Raw genomic sequence first — 23482 nt, forward strand, 5'->3', positions numbered from 1 at the left:
AGGAGCCGGAGCATCACATCATGCGATTACTCTGTGCGGACTGTATCGTCGGCCGGATTCACGCAAGCTGGGCGCGCACGGCCTTGGCGGCGGCGACCAGATGCTCGAGGCTCGGCCAGGTCTCCGCGTTGCCGCGGGTCTTGAGGCCGCAGTCGGGGTTGATCCACACCTTCTCGACGTCCATCTTCTTGAGGATCTCGTGGATGCGCTCCTCGATCTCCGCTTCGGACGGGATGCGCGGCGAATGGATGTCGTAGACGCCCGGGCCGGCCTCGGTCTCGAAGTTGGCCTCGTGGATCGCGTCGAGGACGACCAGATCGCCGCGGGACGCCTCGAAGGAGATCACGTCGGCGTCCATCGCGTCGATGTCGCGGATGATGTCGTTGAACTCCGAGTAGCACATGTGCGTATGGATCTGCGTGGTCGGCTTGACGCCGGAATGCACGAGACGGAACGCGGGGATCGCCCAGTCAAGATACTTCTTGTGCCAGTCGGTCTTCCGCAGCGGCAGCTTCTCGCGCAGCGCGGCCTCGTCGATCTGGATGACCTTGATGCCGGCGGCCTCGAGGTCGAGCACCTCGTCGCGGATGGCGAGGGCGAGCTGCTGGGTCTGCTGCTCGTGGGTGATGTCCTCGCGCGGCCAGGACCAGTTGAGGATGGTGACCGGGCCGGTGAGCATGCCCTTCATGACATGCTTGGTGCGGCTCTGCGCGTAGCTCGACCATTCGACGGTGATCGGCTTGGCGCGGGACACGTCGCCCCACACGATCGGGGGCTTGACGCAGCGGGTGCCGTAGGACTGCACCCACGCGTTCTTGGTGAACAGGAAGCCGTTGAGGTTCTGGCCGAAGTATTCGACCATGTCGTTGCGTTCGAACTCGCCGTGGACGAGCACGTCGAGGCCGATCTCCTCCTGGTGCTTGATGCACGCGTCGATCTGAGCCTTGATGAACTCGTCGTACGCCTCCTTGGTGATCTCACCCTTGCGCAGCTTGGCACGCTCGGCGCGGATCTCCTTGGTCTGCGGGAAGGAGCCGATGGTGGTGGTCGGCAGCAGCGGCAGGCCGAGCGCCTCGCGCTGCTCCTTCTGGCGTTCGGCGCGGGCCGGCTGGCGGACGAAGTCGGCGTCGGTGAGCTTGGACAGGCGCTCCGCGACGGCCGGATCGGCGGCGACGCGCGTGCCGTCGAACAACGCCTGGTTGGCGGCGAGTTCGGCGGACGTCTTCTTCGCATCGTCGTCCGCGTCGGCCAGCTTGGCGATCTCGACCAGTTCGCCGACCTTTTCGACGGCGAACGCGAAGTGCTTGAGCACGGCCGGGTCGAGCGCGGTCTCGCCTTCGGTGCTGAACGGCACGTGCAGCAGGGAGGATGCGGTGGACACTGCGACGTTCGGCGTGACCTGCTTGAGCGCGTCGATCAGGCCGAGGCTGACGGCGTAGTTGTTGCGCCAGATGTTGCGGCCGTTGACCACGCCGACGAAGATCGTCGTCGCGGAGTTCACGCCATACTGCTGCACGGCGGCGAGGTTCTCGTCCTTGCCTTCGTTGAGATCGAGTCCGATGCCGTCGAAGCCGAGCAGGTTGACGGTCTCGTACACGTCGGCGATATGGCCGAAGTACGTGTTGAGCAGCACCTTGACCTTGCCGTCGCGGGCGGGCAGGATCTTCGTGTACAGCGTCTTGAACAGTTCGACGTCGCCCGGCTCCTTGTCGAGCACGAGGTACGGCTCGTCGATCTGCACCCATGCGGCGCCGAGCTCGGCGAACTTGGCGAGCACCTCGGCGTACACGGCGGCGACCGCGTTGACGAGGCCCTTGTCGTATTCGATCTCCTCGGCCTGATCGTTGCGGGCGAGCTTGAGGAACGTGTACGGGCCGATGAGCACCGGCTTGGTCGCGATGCCGAGCGCCTTGGCCTCGTTGAACTCGTCGAACGGCTTGGTGCCGTTGAGCTTGATCTCGGTGGCCGGCTCGATCTCCGGCACAAGGTAGTGGTAGTTGGTGGTGAACCACTTCTTCATCGGCAGGGCGGTCACGTCGCCCTTGTCGCCCTGATAGCCGCGGGCCATCGCGAACAGCGTCTCCTCCGGATTGTCGAAGGCGAGACGCTGATAGCGCTGCGGGATCACGTTGAGCAGGATCGCCGTGTCGAGCAGCTGGTCGTAGTAGCTGAAGTCGTTGCTGGGGATCAGGTCGACGCCGGCGGCGGCCTGCAGCTTCCAATGCTTGGCACGCAGCTCCTTGGCGGTGGCGCGCACGTCGTCGAGCGAGGCGGCGCCCTTCCAGTAGGCTTCGATGATCTTCTTCAGTTCACGGTTCTGGCCGATGCGCGGAAAACCGGAAACGGAAGTCAGTGCGGACATGGTTCCTCCCGAATCTTACGAATGCAACCCGGCCAACCTATCACACATCGGCCCACCATAAGGCATCAGGACAACTTGGGTGTCGTTATAAAACGGACTTATGGCGATGGGCACCCGATTCCGGAAGCCCGCATGCGGCACGCCGGATCGCGCAGGCACCCGCATCGGCACGCTTGGCGCAATAAGCGCGACAAGTGCAACAATGGGAGACATGACCATACGTCCAGCGGGATTGTTCGGCCGCATCATGTCAGTGGATAGCTCGGTCAGGACCATACCCGGCCGACGTCTGCTGATCGTCGGCTGCGCCGTCACGGCGATATGCGTGATCGTGGAGACCATGCTGCGCTGGCCGGCCGGGCATCTGATGTCGTATCTGCTGATTCCGCTGCTGGCGTTGGTGTCGCTCGTCGTGCTGCCGTTGGCTCCGCAGTCCGGTGCCTGGCTGGTGGTCACGCTGTATTGTGTCGGCTTGGTGTCGCCGTTCCCGATGTCGTATTCGTATTCGCTGGCGATGCTGGCCGCCGTGGCGGTGATCTGGACGGACAGTCGCATGGCGGCGTGCCTGTCCGCCGTGCTCGGCGTCACCGCGCTGATGGTCGACCGCAGGCTGCTGTTCGGCCTCGGCCTGTCCGATTCGGTGGTGATCTCGTTCGCGTACTGCGTGTTCGCGCTGACGATCGGCGTCGCGTCGCGCTGGAGCGCGGATCGCGCGCGGCTGGCCGAACAGGTGCGCCGTCAGACGGAACGCGAGCGGATCGCCATGGTGCTGCACGACCGCATCTCCAACGACCTGGCGTACGCGATCATGCGCATCGACCGTGATCTTGCGTCAGTCGAACGCGACGATGAACAGGACGGTCGCGACGAATGTGGAACGCGCGTCGACGCAACGTCGTTCGACGCCGCGGCCGAATTGCGCGAGCTGCGTACGATCGTCGACCATGCGCTGCACGGCACGCATCAGGTCATCACGACGCTCGACGATGCGACGTCGGTTCCGCCGGCATCATCGTTTTCGGCCGATACGGACACGGTCTCACGCATCGCCGCGTACGTCGACGAACAGGAGGACCGGCTGCGCGCGCTCGGTTTCGACGGTCAGACGACGCTGCCGGACACGCTGCCGAAACTCGGCGATCGCGGGTTCGACGACCTGTCCGGACTGTTGTCGGAAATCTACGCGAACATCGCCAAGCACGGAGATCCGGCACGCGGGTACGTGGTGTCGATCGCCGTGGACGACGACTCGTATTCCTCTGCGGACCGCTGCGACGGAGTCGGACCGGCCGTCATCATCACGGCGACGGACGTGCCGCGACAGTATGACGCGGCCGACGGACTGGGCAGCGGACTGGAACGGTACCGCCGCATGGGCGTTGGCATAGAGACTCGCGTAGCGGATGATCAGTGGGTGCTGTCGGCGCGTCTCGAAGCCAGATAGATGCGGATCGCCTCCGCCCGCGTGGCTGCGCCGAGCTTGGCCTTGGCATGACCGACGACCACGAACACGGTGGCCGGTTTGATGCCGAGTTCGCGTGCGATTTCGTCGGTGGAGCGATTCGCCGCGTACCGGTCCAGCACCTGACGTTCGCGTTCCGACAGGGTTTCAACCGGCTGCGCGGCGGCGCCGACGGACCGATATGCCGTGGCCGTGTCCATGAACCCTTCCCCGATGACGCCGCCATCCGCCACGACGCGTATGGCAGCGGCCAGTTCGCGCGGCGTCGAGCTTTTAGGGATGAGTCCTTGCGCGCCTGCATTGATCGCCGCCTGACGGTAGTGATCGATCGCATACGAGGTGATGCCCAGTATCGCCGGCCGATCCGATGCCATCCGAATACGCCGACACACTTCAACGCCGTCGAGGTCAGTGAGAGACATGTCCAGCAGCAACACGTCGGGCGTGGCTGCCGTATCGTACAGGCAGTGATGCAGCGCCTGCGCGCCAGATTCGACGGCCCAGATCACACGGACTCCCGGCAATGCCCGCCCCACGGTCTGCGCAAGCATGGCCAGCGCGAACCGGTCGTTGTCCACTATGCCGATCGAAGTCATACCGGTATTCTCGCATAGACGCCGACCTCCCGCGGTTAGACATGTCGGCGAACACGCGGGGAGCGCGGAGAACGGGGCAAGGGCCCGGTGCCGTCAGTCGAAGTCCTTGGGGCTGATGACGGCAAGAAGGTCCGCCTCATGCAGCTGCCACTGGCTGAACGGCTTGTCCGAGCCGAAGATCGCGACGGACGCGGTGGACATGCCGAGATTGAGCAGGTCGATGGTGGACGGGTCGGAGTCGGCGGAGGCCAACCACTGGCTGGCGATCGAGACGGTGGGTTCGTGGCCGAGCACCATGAGCACGCGGTGCTTGTCCTTGGTGTGGGCAAGCTCGTCGAGCACGGCCTGCATGCCGCCGTCGTACAGGCTCTGCCGGTAGTCGACCTTGGGCGCGTCGCCGAAGGTCTTGAGCATTCTCTCGCAGGTCTGCTGGGTGCGCAGCGCCGCCGAGCAGGCGATGCGGTCGGGGACGAGCTTCATGCCGAGCAGGCCCTTGGCCACGGCCTTGGCTTGTTTGAGACCCTTGTCTGCGAGCGGTCGGTCACGGTCGCCGTTGACTCCGAACGGTTCGGCCTTCGCATGGCGCATGATGATGAGAATATGCTGGTAGGCTTTCGCTTTCTTCGCTGCCTTGCCCGGTTTGACGGCCATCGTTCCTCTTTCGAATGCAAAATCGATACGATTCAAAACTGACCTACATTATGGCCGATGAAAGTGAATTTTCGGACCGCGTGTTGTGCCCCGGGCGCGTTCCGGGAGTCGGAACGGATCCCGCGCAGACCGTCTTCCGGCTGGCTTGCGCGGGATCCGGCAACCGCTGCCATGCGGGAGAAGAATCGTTCAGGAAAGATGCGAGACCTGCATGTCGAGGTCGCGCAGCACCTTGCGCAGCTTGCGGTCGGAGATGTCGCGCAGTTCAAGGTCCTCGAGCTGCGCGGCGCGCTCCTCGTCCGTGAGCGAGTCGATGTCGGTGGTCGTGTCCTTGGTGACGCGGTCGCGCTTCTTGAGCGCCGTGAAGCCTTCCGCCATCGCACGCGAGACGACCAGGAACCCGGTGTGGCCGATCATCTGGTGGTCGGGGCGCACAGCCAGCCCTTGAGCCTTCCAGCTGCGTTCCAACGTCTCCTGGATATCCGGTTCGGTCCAGCAACCGGCGTCGCGTAGCGCTTCGACCAGACGCGACATCTGCGTGGTCGTGGTGATGTAGCAGATGAGCACGCCGCCGGGGGCGATCACGCGGTACGCCTGTTCGAGCCGGTTCCACGGGTCGAGCATGTCGAGCATGATGCGGTCGTATTCGTGCTCGGACAGGGTCGCCGCGACCGAGTCGAAATCGCCGGTCTTCAGATCCCACCATGCGGGCTTTTCACCGTAGTACAGGGTTGCATTCGCCTCCGCCACGCGCGCGAAGTCGGGGCGCAGCTCGATCGTGGTCAGATGGCCGGACTCCCCCACCGCGTCGAGCAGGTTGACGCTCATCGCGCCCGAGCCGGCACCCGATTCGAGCACGTTCAGTCCCTTGCGGATGTCGCCGAGCTGGATGACCTGCGCGATGTCCTTCGGATACATGATCTGCGCGCCGCGCGGCATCGACAGCACGTAGTCGGCCAGGCGCGGGCGCATGACCGCGTAATCCCAGCCGCCGATCGCGCGGGCTGCCTTCCACGGCTTGTTCGCGTCGCGTTCGGGATGCACCTGGTTGACCTGCGCGTCACGCTTCGCGGTGACGGTGGTCACGACCACGCCCTCGGTGCGGCCGATCACGTCGTCGTGCAGGATCAGCCCGTGCTCGGTCTGCGTGGATCCGCCCGCAACCAGCTGGTCGGTGATCTTCTTGCCCTTGCGGTCGGTGAACTGCACCTTCTCGCCGGCGCGCAACGCCCCGCGACGTTCCTGCATGACTATGCTCCTTATCGTGTCGATTCATCTCCGCGCGCCTTCAGGCCGCATCGTCCCAAACGAGACAAGTGTAATGCGACGCCGGCCGCGCGTCTTCCTGGCATGTCACGCCCGCAAAGCAGGCGCTTCACGTTGGTCCGTTGCGAGTTTATTGCCGATGGCGTCCGCCTAGTTTCGGAATTGCACCGTGCATCAGCCTCCCTGACGGCTGATGCCGCCCTTGTGCCCGGTGGCTTTGAACGGCTGTGCGCGGCGCGCGGATGCTCCCGCGACTCCGTCGCGTGCAGCCTGTATGCCGGAGTTCGGGTTCCTGTCGGCCGCGTGTCCTCCTGCGTGGCCGGCGCCGTCGCGCACGGCGATGTGCTTCGCCCTGAGGGCCTTCGCCCATCGTTCGTCCATACTCGATCCGTCCCGCGTCAGATGAGTCCGAGCCGGCGGAACGCGTTGGCGATGCCGTCGTCGTGGATGTCGGTGGTCTGCCAGTCGCAGAACCGCTCGATGCCGTGCGTGGCATTGCCCATGGCGACGGACGTGCCGGCGGCTTTGAGCATGGCCGTATCGTTGTCCGAATCGCCGACGGCGATCGTGTCGGTGATGTCATAGCCGAGCGCCGCGGCCACGTCGCGTACGGCCGTGCCCTTGTCGACGCCGTTGATGAGCAGTTCGCCGTTGTTCGGCGAGATCCTGTCGTACGAGCCGTGCACGAGCACGAACCATGGCGACAGGTCACGTTTGACGTCCTCGAACGTCACGTCCGGATCGGGCCCGGTCATGTACGAGCCCTTGCTGGTGTGCAGCACCTGGCCCAGCGTGGAACCGTCCGGAACGTCGACGTCGTCGATCAGATGCCAGTATCTGGCGAATTCGTCGCTGCCCCACGCGGTCTGGCCGGCCTTGAGATAATGCAGGTAGCCCTCCGAGATGTACATGCCGTCCGAACCCTGCCATTGGTAGGTTTCGATATGATGCCTGCGGAAGTACGTCATCGCCGCGTCGATGGCCTCGGCCGGCACGAGATGACGGAAAAGCACCGTGTCGCCGACGTTCGCCTGCGCGCCCGCGCTGGAGACCACGCCGTCGAAACCGAGGTCGAGGATGCCGCGTTCGATCTTCGGCAGCGAACGGCCGGTGCAGATGAACAGTCTGTGACCGTTGCGCTGCGCCTGCCGGCATGCGGCCTGAGCCGAATCGGGAACGATGTGATGTTCGTCCGCCAGGGTGCCGTCGATGTCGAGAAACACCAGTTTGCCCGAAGTCATGTTGCCTTTGTCTCCAATCTTCCGTTGTGCGACGTTGTGCGCCATTGCGCAATGGTCGGATGGATGAGTCTCACACCGCGTAGGCGGCCCAGCGGCCGTGCGTGTGCTGGACCTCGATGGGCATGCCGAACAGGTCGGAGAGGCGTTCGTCGGTCAGGCCCTGTTCGAGCGGGCCGGCGTAGACGATGGTGCCCGCTCCGGGATTGCCCATCGAATCGACGCCTTCATCGGTGGCGTCCTCGGCGGGGATCGGCCTGCGGCCCATGATGGCGATGTGGTCGAAGCCGGCGGGGATCTCCTCGAGCCGGTGCGTGACGAGCACGACGGCGCGGTCTGAGTTCTCCTCGCCGATGCGGCTGAGCGTGCGCATGACCTGTTCGCGGCCGCCCAGGTCAAGACCGGTGGTCGGCTCGTCCATGATGAGCAGCTCGGGGTCGCCCATGAGCGCACGGGCGATGAGCACGCGCGTGCGCTCGCCCTCGGACAGACGCCACATCTGCTTGCCTTCCAGATATCCGACGCGGAAGTCACGCAGCAGTCCGCGGGCGCGCGCATAGTCGGCCTCGGAGTATGTGTCGCGCCAACGGCCGGTCACGGCCGACAGTCCGGTGACGACCGCGTCAAGCGGATCCTCGAATTCGGGGAACTGCCGGCCGAGGTCGGCGGAGGCAAGGCCGATGCGTGTGCGTAGCTTGAACACGTCGTACTTGCCGAGCTGGTGGCCGAGGATGAACACGCGCCCTTCGGACGGGAAGGTGCGCGTGGCGAGCATGCCCACGGCGGTCGATTTGCCGATGCCGTTCGGCCCGAACAGCACCCAGCGTTCGCCGGCGTTGATCGTGAGGTTCACATCAGTGATGATGACGCGCCGGTTGCGACGGAATTCGACGTTCTCCAGCTTGAGGACTTCGGTGGGCGTGGACATGGGGATTCGGCTCCTTGCGTTTCGTTGGTGATGCTCTGCGTGGCGCTGATACGTGCGGGCCCGCTCCCCCGCATGCGGCAAGGGCATGCGATGGGAAACGGGCCCGTCACGGTACTGCGTACCGTATGTCGTTTACTTCTGCTCGTCGAGCACGGACTGGTAGACCTTCACGGTCTCGTCGGCGATCGACTCCCAGCTGAACACGTCGCGGGCGCGCTCGTAGCCGGCCTGGCCCATCTTTTTACGCAGCTCGGGATCGGCCATGACCTTGTTGATCGCGTCGGCCATATCGTGCACGAACTTGTCCGGGTTGGTCGGCGTGCCGGTGCCGTCGTGCAGCTGGTCGATCGGCACCAGATAGCCGGTCTCGCCGTCCACGACGACCTCCGGGATGCCGCCGGTGGCGGAGGCGACGACCGGCAGGCCGCAGGCCATGGCCTCAAGGTTCACGATGCCGAGCGGCTCATAGATGCTCGGGCAGATGAACGCGTCACAGCCGTGCTCCAGCGCGCTCAGCTCGTTCTTCGGCAGCATCTCCTCGATCCAGATGATGTTGCCGCGCTTCTTGTCGAGCTCGGCGAAGGAGTTCTTGACCTCCTCCATGATCTCCGGCGTGTCCGGAGCGCCCGCGCACAGCACGATCTGCACGTCCGGATCAACGAAGTGCAACGCCTTGAGCAGGTACGGCAGGCCCTTCTGGCGGGTGATGCGGCCGACGAACAGCAGGGTCGGCTTGCTGCGGTCGATGTGATAGCGGTCGAAGACGCCCCAGCCCGGATCGTCGTCGGCCGGCGTGGCGAATTCGGACATGGTGATGCCGTTGTACACGACGACGACCTTGTCCGGGTCGAGGTTCGGGTAGGCGGTGAGGATGTCGTTGCGCATGCCCTTGGACACGGCGATCACGCGGTCGGCGTGCTCGTAGGCGTCCTTCTCGGCCCAGGAGCTCAGGTTGTAGCCGCCGCCGAGCTGCTCGCGCTTCCACGGACGGAACGGTTCGAGGCTGTGCGCGGTGATGACCAGCGGGGTGCCGTGCAGCATCTTCGCCAGATATCCGGCGAGGCATGCGTACCAGGTGTGCGCGTGGATGATGTCCGCATTCACATCGTTGGCGATCTGCAGGTCCACGCCGAAGGTCTTGAGCGCCGGGTTCGCGTCGGCAAGTTCGGACGGGGTGCCGTAGCCGACGACCTTGAGGCTTCCCTTGGCTTCGGCGGCGTTCGGAATCTCCGGAACGTCGGCCTCGGTGCGCGGGCCGTCGAACGCGCGCACGGTCACGTCGATGCGTTCGGCCAGCACCTTGGACAGCTGTTCGGCGTGCACGCCGGCGCCTCCGTACACGTGCGGCGGATATTCGCGGGTGAGTAGATCGACCTTCATTGGTATACCTCTCCAATCTGTGTAGACGGCAGTATTGTCACCACTGCCAACTTTAAGCCATCGAGGAATGCAAAACGCACAACCGCCGTGTTTCTTCCCACGGCGAGTTGTGCGTTTCGTTTCGATGTCCCGGCCCGGGCGTCCTGTCGTGCGGCCTGCGCCCGTGGCGACGGACGGATCAGACGGCGGTGCCGTTCTGGTCGAGGTTCGGATTGTCCTTGGAGTTGCCGGCGGTGAAGAACAGGCTGACCACGCCGATGATGAACACCGCGGAGACGGTCACGACCAGCCACGTCGGATGGCTGGGCAGCCACATGATCACGCAGAACGCGATGCCGGCGAGCACGATCAGCGCCCAGCTGACCACGCGGAACCACTGGTGCACGGAGTGCGGCGCCTTGAACGCCTTCGGATCACGGTAGTTCGGGTTCGTGTCGAGCACCGTCTCCGTCTCGTCGGTGTCGAAGTGCGCGGTCGGCTTCCACGGGCCGTCGTCCAGCGTTCCTTCCTGAATGCGGCGTGAACGCTCCTGCAGCGCGTATTCGTCGATCATGCCGCTGCGGGCACGGCCCTTCGTCTGGTCGTACTGCGACGGGACGCCCCTGCGCTGGTCCCTCGCGGCCTTGCGGCGTTCTGCACGGTTCGCCATTCCACTGCTCCTCTGTTGTGATGCGGATAACACTGTGGGCCAGTGTACCGCGGCAGCTCCCCTACGCGGGATGTGGAACGTCGCATGCAGAGACGATACGGGCATCTCATCCCGCCTAAACGTATGAGATACGTCCGTGAGCATCCGTCCGACGTTACGTAGCATGATGATAGTGTGATTCGCGGATCATGGAGGCACCCTATGGATTCTCTTCGACGACGAAACGGTCCGTGGCCGTTGCGGATGGGTCTTGAGCGCGGCCTGTGCATCGCCATATCGTGGATGGGTGCCGCATTGTTCGCCCTTGATTGGCTCAACGGCATCGATCTGACCGCCTCGGACCAGATGAAGAACGCCGCGCTCATGGTGTTGATGCTGTTGCTCCCGTTCAATCCAGCCGTCCTCGGCGGTGCCATCGTGGCCCTGTCCCTTGCATTGGCCTATGCGATCCCCGTGGCCAGCATATATTGGCTGTTCACCATCCCCTGCTACGTGGCCGCCATCGTGCTGGGACAACTGGTCAGGCGCCCGATACCGGCCATCGTCGTATTCTGCGCCACGCAGCTTCTCGCCATGTTCGGCACCGTCGCCCGGCAGGAGGGATTGCGTCAATTCGCATTCACCTATCAGTCCCTGGTGATCGCTTGGGCGATCGGCACGTTCCTCGGGTACGCCATCGATGTGCAGAAAAGGCGAACGGCGAACGAGGAGAAGGCCCAGTACCGGGCCAAGCAATTGCGAATCCTGCATATCCTGCATGATTCGGTGGCGAACGATATCGTGTACGCGCTCGCGCAGAGCAAGACGCTGCGCGACGGGCTCACCGACGACGAACAGCTCGCGCGGGCCGACGATATCATCGCCGTGCTGGAATCCGGTCTTGCGCAGCTTCGCAGGCAGGTCATCGAACCGACGAAGCTCGAGGTGACCGAAACGGAGGATCCGGCCGGCGGGGATCGCGGAGATCTCGAATCGCAGATCGACGCCTCGGTACGTCTTCATCGCACCGTGCAGATGATCGGGCAAAGGCTTAGGCAACGGGGTTTCGTCGGCAGCCCGCAGGTCAACGGGGACGTCGCCGCGGTGCGCGGCGACGTGCTCGGCGTCATCGGCCTGTGCGTGCACGAGTTGGGCGGCAACATGGTCAAATACGGGAGAGCGGGCGAATACGCGTTCGTCGTGGATGTGTCCCGGGACGGGACCGTCACCATCGCCGCATCCAACCTGTGCCGGACCGATGCGGCCGGGACGGGCCGTCCTGCGACGCCGCCGACGAACGGCGGGCTGACGCTGCTGCGCGACGAACTGCGGTCGGTGGGCGGCAGCATGTCGGTCAGCGCGGAGGACGGAGAATGGACGGTGTATATCCGCATTCCCGACGCGTGTGGAAAGGACGATCACAGATGAACGGAACCGGACGGAACGCCGATAAGGATTATGCCGTGATCGGCATCGTGGACAATGATCCGCTGGTCTCGAAGGCGTTGGAGTCGATGTTCACCGACCGTCCGACGCCGTTGCGAGTGCTGTGGAACGTGCGTTCGGGCGAGGAGGCGCTACGGCTGTGCGCGGATGCGGCGATGCGGCCCGATCTGGTGCTCACCGACCTGCGCATGCCGGGCATGGACGGCAAGGAGCTGACCGAACGGCTGCTGGCCGAGCATCCCGGGCTTGCGGTGCTGGGCATGAGCGCGTTTCAGCTCGGGTATACGGCCGAAGAGCTGCGGACGGCAGGAATGGGTGCCGTGATCCGCAAGGAGGCGGGTACGCAGGAATACGTGCAGCTGATCGGAGGGTTGCTCGACCGTCCGAAGCTGCTTGAATGGCGGGAGCACACGCTCGCATTCGAGCGGATGATGCTCACCGACACGGAGATCAATGTGCTGCGCGAGTATCTGAAAGGGCGCACGACCGCGGCGACCGCGCGCGTGATGCACATGAGCGAGGGCACCGTCAAGACGCATATGAACAACGCGTACAGGAAGATGAACGTGCATTCGCGTGCGGAGGCTATCCGCATCTGCGTGCGCGAGCATCTGCTGTGACGTGCGTCTCCACGCATACGGCTCCTGACGCCGCGCGTGGAGGCGCACAGGCCGACGCCGGCTCACCAGATATAGGCCGGTTCCTCATTGGAGACGATCGCGGCGATCATCTCGGTCATGGTGACGATCTTCAGACCTCCGTAGGTCTCGTCCTGCACCCGGTACCACGGGTCGATGTACGTCCAATGCGTGACGACGCCGCTGGCGTCGGCATCGTATCCGGTGATGACGATCATGTGGTTGGCACGGCCGAGTGTCGGGTAGAGTGTGTGCGTATCGACGGCGGCGAACACGGGATACCCGTCGTCGAGATCCGCTTTCGCGCGTTCCATGAACGTGTGTGCGACGGCGGGATCCGTATCGCCGACGGCGATGGTCTGCACGTGGTATCCCGATCCGCGCGGATTCGCGTCCTCGCTGCCGAACAGGTATTTGTTCGCGACGCGTGCCAGATCGGCGTATTCGGTGCCGGTGGCCGGCTTGGCGCCCATCTCGTTGGCGAGTGTGGACTGGCTGACGTCGATGCCTTTGTATCCGAGTACCATCTGCACGGCGGCCGGCACGCACCAGTAGCCGGTTTCCTGCACGCTCTGCGGAACGTCAAGGCGGATACGGGTCTCGCTCTCTCCGCCCGAGCCGGACTGCCGATCGGACGGTTCCGGTGACTGACCGTTCTTGTCCGTCGGGTTCACGGTCTCGCCGCGGTTGGCTCCATGGAACCATTCGTCGCCGGGATAGGAATCGTCCACACCCATGTTCAGTCCGGCGAGCACGCTCGGGGAGATCAGCTCCGCACCGTTGCGGGCGAAGGCGTTCGTGGACGGCGGAACAACGTTCCTGGTCAGATCGCCCTGATCCGCCCCTTCCGTATTCCGCGACGAAGGAACCGCCTGGGACGCATGATGGCCAGATTCGCTCATCCGCATATGCCATGCCACGCCGCATACCGTCAGCATCGCCACCGCCGATATCGAACCGATCGCCGCGGCAATCGTCCGTCGCTTCATCGCGTACCGCCTTCCCCTGGTTCCAAGGCGTAAAACCCTATGATCCATGGTATAGGCCGCCCGCCAACGCCACACGATGCGACTGTGCCCGATATGTGAAAAGCCCTTCCGTTGCGGCAACGGAAGGGCTCACGGCATGCCGTCGTCCCCCGACGGTCCGACGGCGATGCGCGTTTAGCGCGGCAGCATCATCGGACGCTGGGAGGCGACGATCGGGGCCGGCAGTTCGGTCGTGCCGGTCAGGTATTCGTCCACGGCGGCGGCGCAGGAGCGTCCCTCCGAGATCGCCCACACAACGAGGCTCTGGCCGCGGCCGGCGTCGCCGGCGACGAACACGCCGTCCTGCGAGGTGGCGAACTTGTCGTTGCGAGCCACGTTGCCGCGCTTGTCGAGCTCGACGGGCAGCTGGTCGACCAGCGTGGTGGTGTCCGGGTGCAGGAAGCCCACGGAGATGAGCACGAGGTCGGCGGGCAGGATACGTTCGGTGCCGGGCTGGCGGGTGAACGGGCCGTTCTCGCCCGGCGCCACGTCGACGACCTTCAGTCCGGTCACGTGCCCGGTCTCGTCGGCGACGAAGCCTTCGGTGGCGGTCGAGTTCTCGACGTGCACGCGCGCCTGCTCCTCCTCGGAGCCGACGAAGTTGACCGAATCGGTGCTGTACACGTAGGTGCCGCCCTCCTCCATCGAGGAGGTCTTCTGATAGAGGCGTGCAAACGTCGGCCACGGCTGGCTGTCGGGGCGCGAGCTCGGCTCCTTCGGCATGATCTGCAGCACGGTCACGTCCTTCGCGCCCTGGCGGATGGACGTGCCGAGGCAGTCGGAGCCGGTGTCGCCGCCGCCGATGATGACGACGTGCTTGTCCTTGGCGGTGATGTCATGCACCGGCTTGACGCCGTAGACGCGACGGGTCGCGTCGGGCAGGAACTCCATCGCGAAGTGGATGCCCTTGAGCTCACGGCCCGGGATCTTCATGTCGCGCGGCACGGTGGAGCCGATGGCGACGACGACCGCGTCGTAGCGTGACCGCAGATCGTCCCAGCTGATGTCCTTGCCGATCTCCACGCCGGTGCGGAAGCGCGTGCCCTCGGCCTCCATCTGCTTGACGCGGCGGTCGAGCAGTCGCTTGTCGAGCTTGAAGTTCGGGATGCCGTAGCGCATCAGGCCGCCGATCGCGTCGTCGCGCTCGTATACGACGACGGTGTGGCCGGCGCGGGTCAGCTGCTGGGCACAGGCGAGGCCCGCGGGGCCGGAGCCGACGACCGCGACGGTCTGGTCGGTCAGGCGCTGCGGCGGCAGCGGCTTGACGTAGTCGAGATCCCAAGCCTGGTCGATGATCGTGCACTCGTCGTTCTTGATCATCGTCGGCGGCTGGTGGATGCCGAGCACGCACGCGGCCTCGCACAGGGCCGGGCAGATGCGGCCGGTGACCTCGGGGAAGTTGTTCGTGGTGGACAGACGGTTGTACGCGTCCTCCCACTTCTCCTGGCGCACGAGGTCGTTGAATTCGGGGATGATGTTGCCCAGCGGGCATCCGGTCATGCAGAACGGGGTGCCGCAGTCCATGCAACGCGCCGCCTGTTCGCGGGTCCACGGCTGCAGGCCGGATTCGGCATGCACGTCAAGCCAGTCCTTGATGCGCTCGGAGACCGGGCGTTCGGCGAGTTCTCGGCGGGTACGGACCTTCAGGAATCCACGAGGATCTCCCATGTCAGCGCGCTCCTTCCATCACGTGCTCGTACACCTGTTCCCAGGCGCCGGGCGCATTGAAATCGATGTTGTCCTCTTCGGCCTGCTTCATGGCCTCGGTCATGGCGAGGAAGTGCTCGGGTACCACGCGGGTGAAGCGCAGCACGTTCTCGTCCCAGTTCTCGAGCAGCTCCTCGGCGAACGCGGAGCCGGTCTCCTTGGCATGCTGTTCGACCAGGTCGCGCACGATCGGCGCGGTCGTCTCGTCGAGCGGCTGGAACAGCAGTGCGCCGTTCGCACGGCCCTCCGGGTTGACCTGGTCCATGTCGAGGTCGAGCACGTACGCGTTGCCGCCGGAGAAGCCGGCACCGAAGTTGCGGCCGGTGGGGCCGAGCACGACGACGGTGCCGCCGGTCATGTACTCGCAGCCGTGGTCGCCCACGCCCTCGACCACGAACGTCGCGCCGGAGTTGCGCACGGCGAAGCGTTCGCCGGCGCGTCCGGCGACGAACATCTGGCCGGAGGTCGCGCCGAAGCCGGTCACGTTGCCCGCGATCACGTTCTCATGCGGGTCGAACGTCACGTCGTCGTTCGGACGGACGATCAGACGGCCGCCGGACAGGCCCTTGCCGGCGTAGTCGTTGACCTCGCCGACCACGCGGATCGTCTCGCCGCTCGGGATGAACGCGCCGATGGACTGGCCGCCGGCGCCGTGGAACGTCATGTCGATCGTGTTGTCCGGCAGGCCTTCCGCTCCGTAGCGGCGGGTGATCTCGTAGCCGACCATCGTGCCGAGCGTACGGTTCACGTTGCGGATCGGCAGATCGATCGTCACCGGCTCCTTGTTCTCGAGCGCGGGCTGGGCAAGCTCGATGAGCTTGTTGTCGAGCGCCTTCTCGAGCTCGTGGTTCTGCGGCTCGGTGTTGTGCAGGATGGTGCCGGGGACCGGGCCGGGCTGCATGAGCACGTTGGTCAGGTCGACGCCGTCGGCCTTCCACCGCTTGATGGCCTCGTTCTGGTCGAGGCACTCGACATGGCCCACGGCCTCCTCGAGCGTGCGGAAACCGAGCTCGGCGAGGATCTCGCGAACCTCCTCGGCGATGTACATGAAGAAGTTGATGACCGACTCGGGCTTGCCGCGGAAGCGGGCGCGCAGCTCCGGATCCTGCGTGGCGATGCCCTGCGGGCAGGTGTTCTTCTGGCAGGCGCGCATCATGACGCAGCCTTCGACGATCAGCGCGGCGGTCGCGAAGCCGAATTCCTCGGCGCCGAGCAGCGCGGCGATGACCACGTCGCGGCCGGTTTTCAGCTCGCCGTCGCACTGGACGACGATGCGGGAGCGCAGGCCGTTGAGGATCAGCGTCTGCTGGGTCTCGGACAGGCCGATCTCCCATGGGGTGCCCGCGTGGCGGATCGCGTTGAGCGGGGCCGCGCCGGTGCCGCCGTCGTAGCCGGAGATCAGCACCACGTCGGCATGGCACTTGGCCACGCCGGCGGCGATGGTGCCGACGCCGAACTCGGAGACGAGCTTGACGTGGATGCGCGCCTTCGGGTTCGCCATCTTCGCGTCGTTGATCAGCTGCTTCAGGTCCTCGATCGAGTAGATGTCGTGGTGCGGCGGCGGGGAGATCAGCTCGACGCCCGGGGTGGCGTGGCGGACCTTGGCGATCCACGGCGGGACCTTCGCACCGGGCAGGTGGCCGCCCTCACCGGGCTTGGCTCCCTGCGCGAGCTTGATCTGCAGGTCGGTGGCGTGCACGAGGTAGTCGGAGGTGACGCCGAATCGCGCGGATGCGATCTGCTTGATGCGGCTGTAGCGCAGCGGGTCGTTGATGCGGTCGTCGGACTCGCCGCCCTCGCCGGAGTTGGAGCGCGCGCCGAGCGTGTTCATGGCGATGGCGAGCGTCTCGTGCGCCTCCTGCGAGATGGAGCCGTAGCTCATCGCGCCGGTGGAGAAGCGCTTGACGATCTCGGAGGCCGGCTCGACCTCGGAGATGTCGATCGGCTTGCGGCCGTGCTTGAACTTCATCAGGCCGCGCAGGGTCATGATGCGGTTCGACGTGTCGTTGATGTGCGCCGAATACTTCTTGAACATGTTGTAGTCGCCGCGTGCGGTCGACTGCTGGAGCAGGAAGATCGCCTCGGGGTCGTTGAGATGGTCCTCGCCGGTGCGGCGCCACTTGTATTCGCCGCCCGTCTCGAGGTTCATGTGTGGGAACGCGGTCCACTGGTTCGGATAGGCGACGCGGTGGCGGATTGCGACCTCCTCGGCGATCTCGTCGAGGCCGACGCCGCCGACCTGCGAGACCGTGCCGGTGAAGTACTTGTCGACCGTTTCCTTGCTCAGACCCACAGCTTCGAACAGCTGCGCGCCACGGTAGCTCATGATCGTGGAGACACCCATCTTGGCCATGATCTTGAGCACGCCGATGGACAGCGCCTTGGTGAGGTTCTTCACGGCGGTGGGCGCATCGACCTTGAGATAGCCGGTGCGGGCAAGGTTCTCGACAGATTCGAACGCGAGGTACGGGTTCACGCAGGCCGCGCCGTAGGCGATGAGCAGGGCGACATGGTGGACCTCACGCACGTCGCCGGCCTCGACGGCCATCGAGATCTGCGTGCGGGTGTGGCGGCGCAGCAGGTGATGCTGCACGGCCGCGGTGAGCAGCAGCGACGGGATCGGGCCCCACGTGTGGTTGGAGTCGCGGTCGGACAGCACGATGAAGTTGCTGCCCTTTTCGATCGCCTCGTCGACCTCGGCGAAGATCTCCTCGAGACGGGCCTCGAGCGCCTTGCCGCCGCCGGCGACCTGATACAGGCCCTTGACGACGAACGGACGGTAGTAGCCGCCGAGGATCCTGGCCTTGTCGAGGCGCTTGAGCTGCGCCATCTCGTCGGAGTTGATGACCGGCAGCGGAATGAGGATCTTCTTGGCGTGCAGTTCGCTGTCCTCAAGCAGGTTCGGCTCCGGGCCGATCGCGGATTCGAGCGAGGTAACGATCTCCTCGCGCTCCCAGTCCAGCGGCGGGTTGGTGACCTGCGCGAACTTCTGGTGGAAGTAGTCGAACAGCATGCGGCTGCGCTTGGAGAGCACCGGCAGCGGGTTGTCGTTGCCCATGGAGCCGAGCGGCTCCTTGCCGGTGTTGGCCATCGGCGCGAGCAGGAGCTTCAGGTCCTCTTCGGTGTAGCCGAACGCACGCTGGCGGCGCTGCACGGACTGGCCGGAGTGGCTCACATGCTCACGCTTGGGCAGGTCGCTCATCTCGACCGAGTTGCCTTCGACCCACTGGCGGTACGGATGCTGAGCGGCGAGGTTCTTCTTGATCTCCTCATCGGGGATGATACGACCCTCGCCGGTGTCGACCAAGAACATCTTGCCCGGTTCGAGGCGGCCCTTCTTGACGACGTGCGCGTCGTCGATCTCCGGCAGCACGCCGGTCTCGGAGGCGAGCACGATGTAACCGTCGTCGGTGAGCTGCCAGCGGCCGGGACGGAAGCCGTTGCGGTCGAGCAGCGCGCCGACCTGCGTGCCATCGGTGAAGATGATGTGCGCCGGACCGTCCCACGGCTCGATCAGCGTGTTGTTGTACTCGTAGAACGCACGCACGTCCGGATCAAGCTGGTCGTTGTTCTCCCAAGCCGGCGGCAGCATCATCGAGATCGCGTGCGGCATCGAGCGGCCGGCGAGGTGCAGCAGTTCGAGGCATTCGTCGAACGTGCCGGAATCCGAGTAGCCGGGCGTGGTGATCGGCAGCAGCGGCTTGAACTCGCCAAGCAGTTCGGAGCTCAGGCGGCCCTCGCGCGCGGACAGCCAGTTGCGGTTGCCCTGGATGGTGTTGATCTCGCCGTTGTGGGCGAGCTGGCGGAACGGCTGGGCGAGCGGCCAGCTCGGGAATGTGTTGGTGGAGAAGCGCGAGTGCACGATCGCGATCTTCGCCTTCATGAGCGGGTTGCTCAGGTCGGGGAAGAACGGGGTGAGCTGCATGGTGGTGAGCATGCCCTTGTACGTGATGGTGCGGGCCGACAGCGACGCGAAGTAGATGCCGACCTCATGCTCGACGCGCTTGCGGATGCGGAAGGTCTTGCGGTCCAGTTCGATGCCGGCGAGCGAGCCGTCCGGGGCGGCGACGACGAGCGTCTTGAAGCTCGGCATGGAGGCGAGGGCCTGCAGGCCCAGACCGTCGGGGTTGGTCGGCACAACGCGCCATGCGAGGACCTCGAGGCCCTCCTCGCGCACGATGTTCGCGATGGCCTGCTCCTGCTGGCCGGAGGTGGCGATGTCGCGGTCGAGGAACGCGATGCCGGCCGCGTAATGGCCTTCCTCGGGCAGATCGACGCCGGCGGTGGCGCGCATGAACTCGTCGGGCATGCTCATCAGAATGCCCGCGCCGTCGCCGGTGTTCTCCTCGGCGCCGACCGCACCGCGGTGGTTGAGGTTGACGAGCACTTCGATGGCGTCGTCGATGATCTTGCGTTCGGGTCGCTTGTTGAGGGTGGTGACCATACCCACGCCGCAGGCGTCATGCTCTGCGCTGGGGTCGTACAGACCTTGCTTGTTGTGTATGCTCAAATCGAGCGGGGCGTGGAAAGTCACCGAAACCACCTTCATATCGTTTTGGCAGGGTCTTGACATCCTGCGGTTCTTTGGCTAGTGCGTAGGACAGAGTACCGCTCAGGTATGTCAAACAGGTTTCCCTGTCCATATACCGAGTCGGCGGAAATGTCAACCCCAATTTTGCCAGACGCTTCCGGGACTCCCGAATCCAGTTTCATGTACCGTCGGAAAACGTTGGAATTCCAAGGAAAACCCCGGGTTTCGGCGTGTTCCGACAAGGATGATCGTACCCGTCCCCGGGGGACATGGGGGGACATTGCGGAAAATGCTCCACCTGGGATTCAAAGGGAAAGATGCCGGAATCGGCCTGATATCAACGATATCTACCCGAACACGGGAGAAACCGGGCCGACACGCCCGAAAAAAATACACGGGTCAGGTCCGGGGCGTGACGGGTCGCGGCCGGGCGCCGTGACGCATACCCTTATACATGACCAATACAACAGACACCAGCCTTGATCCGCTCCGCCTCCTCTCCCCCGCGCAGGTCAGCCAACTGACCGGCATCCCCATCGAAACGCTCAGCCGATGGCGCAAACGGAACGCCAACCTCCCCTACCTGCACATGGGGCGCAACGTCCGCTACCGGGCCATCGACATCCAACACTGGATCGAACAACACATGATCACACCCACCCGAACGCTCGACTAAAACAGACGCCAGGCGGGTGGAGACTGGTAGCGTGGGGAGCAAAACCACAACGACAAGGACGAACGACCAGGCATCAGACCAGAAAAACCGAGCCGTCCGCCCCCATACGACGACGGCGTGCAGGCGCTGGGCCAGACGCTCGCCGACAGCATCGGCCTACCATCGGTGTATTGCTTCAATGTTTGTTCGACAGGTTCGGCAGTGTTTCCCCCCCCCGTCAAACCGAAGGGCCCGGCGATCGAGCCACGTGGCCCGCTGGCCGATGCGATGGACCTGGCCCGCATCATGAGGGAGAGGTGAAGCACATCCACATGTGATGGCTGTCCGGAGAACCGGTTCTCCGGACAGCCATCACCCCCTATTCTTATCTTCCTCCGTTATCGCTTGACAGGTGGCTGATGGCATGTGCTTTCAGCCATGCGGATAAGGTAGTCTTGTCGTTCGTCTCGTAATAGTCGATCAGCAGGTCTCGGAACTGACGCCCCATAAGCTCAGGCGGCAGTGCGAAGACACCGGCACGATCGTGAATAAGCTGATGGTTGGCGGCTAATACCGCAGTACGCTTGTTTCCGTTGGCGAACCATTGGCCTCGACTGATATCGCAGAACAGTCCAATGGCGCGATCCTCCGGATCTGAATAAGCCAAATCGCGGGCAATGGCATCTCTTACGCCATCATAATCCGGCCTGTCGGGAACGTAATCCGTACCGCCAATGGCAACGTCCATCGTTCTCATCATCCCCGGATCCGGTTCCAGCCCATCACCGACCAGACGATTGTACTGGGACAGGTATGCCCAGTCGACATTCCACTCGGTGTTATCGAACAGGAACTGCCAGGCATGCTTCAGATTATTGACGATCCGGACTTTTCTCGCCTGCTCCCCGTTTGGCGCGATTCCTTTGAAGATCGCATCGGTTTCCGGGAACGTCACGGCGACCTCAATATTGGCCGTCCTCCAAAGCAGGTCAATTTCACGCCGTTTCGCCAGTTCAGCATAGGGATTCGATTCGGCTTGCGGAATGCCGAGCGACTGATTGATATCGACCTCCTCAAGATCGTCGGTGACATCGCCCGTGTTCTGTTTGGCGAATCTTCCGCCGTTGGGAGAGCCTTTCGGCTCATGCTTATTGCCTTGAGCATCATCCATGATGCATCTCCTCCATTCGCGCCAAAGTCAATCCTCCGGGAATTCTTTCGATGGCATGACGTTCCAGCCAGTCTTTTCGATCATGTTCCACGGCTTCCACGAGCCGATCCGCGTTCTTCGGGTTCACTCCCAATAATCCGATATTCGTATGGACCAGAACATGGTTGGAGCATAGGGCGGCCAGAACACGATTATCACCCCACAGTCCGGTCAACACGTTCATCCACGATTGGGAGTTTTTTTCAGTGTCGGGGAGTTTTGTCGCGCTACCGAATATCGAAGCATAATGAGGATATACGTCGCTGAGAGGCTTGTCCCAATTCGCCAGCATCAACTCCCAAGCATCCGATATTCGACCGCACAAGTCGACCTGCACGACGGTCATATCCCCATCCGCGATCCCTTCCGAGGCGACTGCGGCCGCACTCCCATAGGCTACGGGGATTTCCAGATTAACGAGTTTCCATACCGAATCGGACTTAAGCCTTCTCGCCAACGTCACAGCCTCGTTCTCCATGGCGGCGCCTCCTTATCCATCCCCGTGTTTTCTCGAACAATAGCATCATGCGTCCCCCTCAACCCTCCTCGCATAACCGCCCGTCACGAGTGTTCCCGTCCCGTATGCGGTGCGTTTCATGGTGAGCCATGCCTTGTGGATGACAACGGTGGATGATGAGGATGTGAAGTCCCGTGCGCGCCGTCGCGACACGCCGTGAAATAAGCGAAAAATGTTGCAATACCAACGATCCTCCTATCCACGGGAGTACCGTTATGCATCAGGCATTACCAAGACCCTGATTCTAGAAGATTTTTCGATCGGACATGCGCGGGGCACAACCAGCGTCTCGTCCGAACCGTCCGTTGCGAGTAGGATGCTCGGCAGGACATACGACATACGAGTGCCAGCGATGGCGGAAACGGGGCGGCAAGACATGACCCATGCCGAGAATGTTGCTAACGGAGCGCGGGGGCAGAAACCGGATCGGAACAGTCGGGATAGCAGGAACAGTGAGGACGGCAACGGTAAGGAAAGCCTGCTGGAACTGATTCCGTGGATTGTGGTGCCGGTTGTCGTGTTCGCACTGATCCGCGTGTTCCTGATCGGCCTGTACGTGATTCCGTCGGGCAGCATGCTGGACACGATCCAGCTCAAGGATCGCGTGGCCGCAGTGAAGGTGATCAAACCGCAGCGCGGCGATATCGTCGTCTTCAGCGATCCGGACAACTGGCTGGCCAACGGCGAGGGCGACGATCTGATCAAGCGCGTGATCGGCCTGCCCGGGGACACGGTCAGCTGTGCGGGCAATGGGGCTCCGGTCGAGGTAAACGGCGTGGCGATCGACGAGTCGACATATCTCAAGGCGGGTGTGAACCCGTCCGACGAGGCGTTCAGCGTCACCGTGGCGGACGGCATGATGTGGGTGATGGGCGACAATCGTTCCGGCAGTGCGGACAGCCGGGCCCATCAATCAGATTCGCATGGAGGCCAGGTACCGCTCAGCGACGTGCAAGGGGTCGCCGTGTTCACGTTCTGGCCGCTAGGACGCATGCACGTGCTCGACGGGCACCACGAGGTGTTCGTCGACGTGCCGGATGCCGGGACGTCGGACTGAGTCCGTAGGTTCAACGGCAAAAGGGGCGGGATCTTCCACTTGGAAGGCTCGCCCCTTTTATCGTCTCAGCTATCATCGGCGCACTGTCGGATCTCAATTGAACTTTTCCATCGATGTAGCACGCACGCTCTTTTGAACTTACAACGTTGAATCCACCGGACATAGCCGGCCTGATCCGCCGG

General features: G+C 64.0%; 19 protein-coding genes. 5 read left to right on the forward strand and 14 right to left on the reverse strand.

What is annotated here, in order from left to right:
• Positions 1–58: 58 nt before the first annotated feature.
• Complete coding sequence (gene metE / locus JS533_RS04805; RefSeq protein WP_241513355.1) at positions 59–2362, reverse strand: 5-methyltetrahydropteroyltriglutamate--homocysteine S-methyltransferase; 2304 nt, start codon at positions 2360–2362, stop codon at positions 59–61.
• Positions 2363–2573: 211 nt separating this feature from the next.
• Between metE and JS533_RS04810 the strand changes: the two genes are divergently transcribed.
• A complete protein-coding gene (locus tag JS533_RS04810) occupies positions 2574–3806 on the forward strand; it encodes a sensor histidine kinase (protein ID WP_241513356.1) in 1233 nt (410 codons plus the stop codon).
• On the opposite strand, the gene JS533_RS04815 is transcribed toward JS533_RS04810, so the two are convergent.
• The 8 genes from JS533_RS04815 to JS533_RS04850 form a co-directional block, all read right to left on the reverse strand.
• Positions 3770–4420, reverse strand: a complete 651-nt coding sequence (locus JS533_RS04815) for a response regulator (RefSeq protein WP_241513357.1) — start codon at positions 4418–4420, stop codon at positions 3770–3772. The genes JS533_RS04810 and JS533_RS04815 overlap by 37 nt on opposite strands.
• Positions 4421–4513: 93 nt before the next feature.
• Entirely contained in the window at positions 4514–5071 is a 558-nt protein-coding gene (locus JS533_RS04820) for a SixA phosphatase family protein (RefSeq protein WP_241513358.1), read from the reverse strand.
• Between the two features lie 189 nt (positions 5072–5260).
• Positions 5261–6319 carry a tRNA (adenine-N1)-methyltransferase gene (locus tag JS533_RS04825; RefSeq protein ID WP_241513359.1) on the reverse strand — a complete coding sequence of 353 codons (1059 nt, stop codon included), beginning with the start codon at positions 6317–6319 and terminating at the stop codon, positions 5261–5263.
• Positions 6320–6511: 192 nt separating this feature from the next.
• The gene (locus JS533_RS04830; RefSeq protein WP_241513360.1) at positions 6512–6718 is read right to left on the reverse strand and encodes a hypothetical protein; all 207 of its coding nucleotides are present in this window, start codon (positions 6716–6718) and stop codon (positions 6512–6514) included.
• 17 nt (positions 6719–6735) lie between these two features.
• Positions 6736–7578, reverse strand: coding sequence for an HAD family hydrolase (locus JS533_RS04835; protein WP_241513361.1), 843 nt, complete (start codon positions 7576–7578; stop codon positions 6736–6738).
• 70 nt (positions 7579–7648) lie between these two features.
• Complete coding sequence (locus tag JS533_RS04840) at positions 7649–8503, reverse strand: ABC transporter ATP-binding protein (RefSeq protein WP_241513362.1); 855 nt, start codon at positions 8501–8503, stop codon at positions 7649–7651.
• 132 nt (positions 8504–8635) lie between these two features.
• Positions 8636–9883: a glycogen synthase gene (gene glgA / locus JS533_RS04845; RefSeq protein ID WP_241513363.1), complete on the reverse strand. Its 1248-nt coding sequence runs from the start codon at positions 9881–9883 to the stop codon at positions 8636–8638.
• A 178-nt stretch (positions 9884–10061) separates the two neighbouring features.
• Positions 10062–10532 carry a tripartite tricarboxylate transporter TctB family protein gene (locus JS533_RS04850; RefSeq protein ID WP_241513364.1) on the reverse strand — a complete coding sequence of 157 codons (471 nt, stop codon included), beginning with the start codon at positions 10530–10532 and terminating at the stop codon, positions 10062–10064.
• Positions 10533–10733: 201 nt separating this feature from the next.
• On the opposite strand from JS533_RS04850, the gene JS533_RS04855 reads away from it, so the two are divergent.
• On the forward strand, positions 10734–11939 hold the full coding sequence (locus JS533_RS04855) for a sensor histidine kinase (RefSeq protein ID WP_241513365.1): 1206 nt from the start codon (positions 10734–10736) through the stop codon (positions 11937–11939).
• The gene (locus tag JS533_RS04860) at positions 11936–12577 is read left to right on the forward strand and encodes a response regulator transcription factor (protein WP_241513366.1); all 642 of its coding nucleotides are present in this window, start codon (positions 11936–11938) and stop codon (positions 12575–12577) included. The genes JS533_RS04855 and JS533_RS04860 overlap by 4 nt, the downstream gene beginning before the upstream one ends.
• A gap of 62 nt (positions 12578–12639) precedes the next feature.
• Here the strand turns inward: JS533_RS04860 and JS533_RS04865 are convergent, their stop codons facing one another.
• The 3 genes from JS533_RS04865 to gltB all read right to left on the reverse strand — a co-directional run bounded on the left by JS533_RS04865 (position 12640) and on the right by gltB (position 19864).
• Positions 12640–13584, reverse strand: a complete 945-nt coding sequence (locus tag JS533_RS04865; protein WP_241513367.1) for a C39 family peptidase — start codon at positions 13582–13584, stop codon at positions 12640–12642.
• A gap of 174 nt (positions 13585–13758) precedes the next feature.
• Positions 13759–15291, reverse strand: coding sequence for a glutamate synthase subunit beta (locus JS533_RS04870; RefSeq protein WP_241513368.1), 1533 nt, complete (start codon positions 15289–15291; stop codon positions 13759–13761).
• 1 nt (position 15292) lies between these two features.
• A complete protein-coding gene (gltB, locus tag JS533_RS04875) occupies positions 15293–19864 on the reverse strand; it encodes a glutamate synthase large subunit (RefSeq protein WP_241513369.1) in 4572 nt (1523 codons plus the stop codon).
• 451 nt (positions 19865–20315) lie between these two features.
• Here gltB and JS533_RS04880 point away from each other — a divergent pair, with 451 nt between their 5' ends.
• Positions 20316–20537, forward strand: coding sequence for a helix-turn-helix domain-containing protein (locus JS533_RS04880; RefSeq protein WP_241513370.1), 222 nt, complete (start codon positions 20316–20318; stop codon positions 20535–20537).
• Between the two features lie 364 nt (positions 20538–20901).
• On the opposite strand, the gene JS533_RS04885 is transcribed toward JS533_RS04880, so the two are convergent.
• Together JS533_RS04885 and JS533_RS04890 are read right to left on the reverse strand one after the other, a co-directional pair.
• Positions 20902–21687: a Fic family protein gene (locus JS533_RS04885; protein WP_241513371.1), complete on the reverse strand. Its 786-nt coding sequence runs from the start codon at positions 21685–21687 to the stop codon at positions 20902–20904.
• On the reverse strand, positions 21680–22204 hold the full coding sequence (locus JS533_RS04890; protein ID WP_241513372.1) for a hypothetical protein: 525 nt from the start codon (positions 22202–22204) through the stop codon (positions 21680–21682). Before JS533_RS04890 ends, JS533_RS04885 begins: the two co-directional genes overlap by 8 nt.
• A 211-nt stretch (positions 22205–22415) precedes the next feature.
• Here JS533_RS04890 and lepB point away from each other — a divergent pair, with 211 nt between their 5' ends.
• Positions 22416–23300, forward strand: a complete 885-nt coding sequence (gene lepB / locus JS533_RS04895) for a signal peptidase I (RefSeq protein WP_241513373.1) — start codon at positions 22416–22418, stop codon at positions 23298–23300.
• The last annotated feature ends 182 nt before the right edge of the window (positions 23301–23482 follow it).

The sequence above is a fragment of the Bifidobacterium amazonense genome, from assembly GCF_018555435.2.
Classification (GTDB): domain Bacteria; phylum Actinomycetota; class Actinomycetes; order Actinomycetales; family Bifidobacteriaceae; genus Bifidobacterium; species Bifidobacterium amazonense.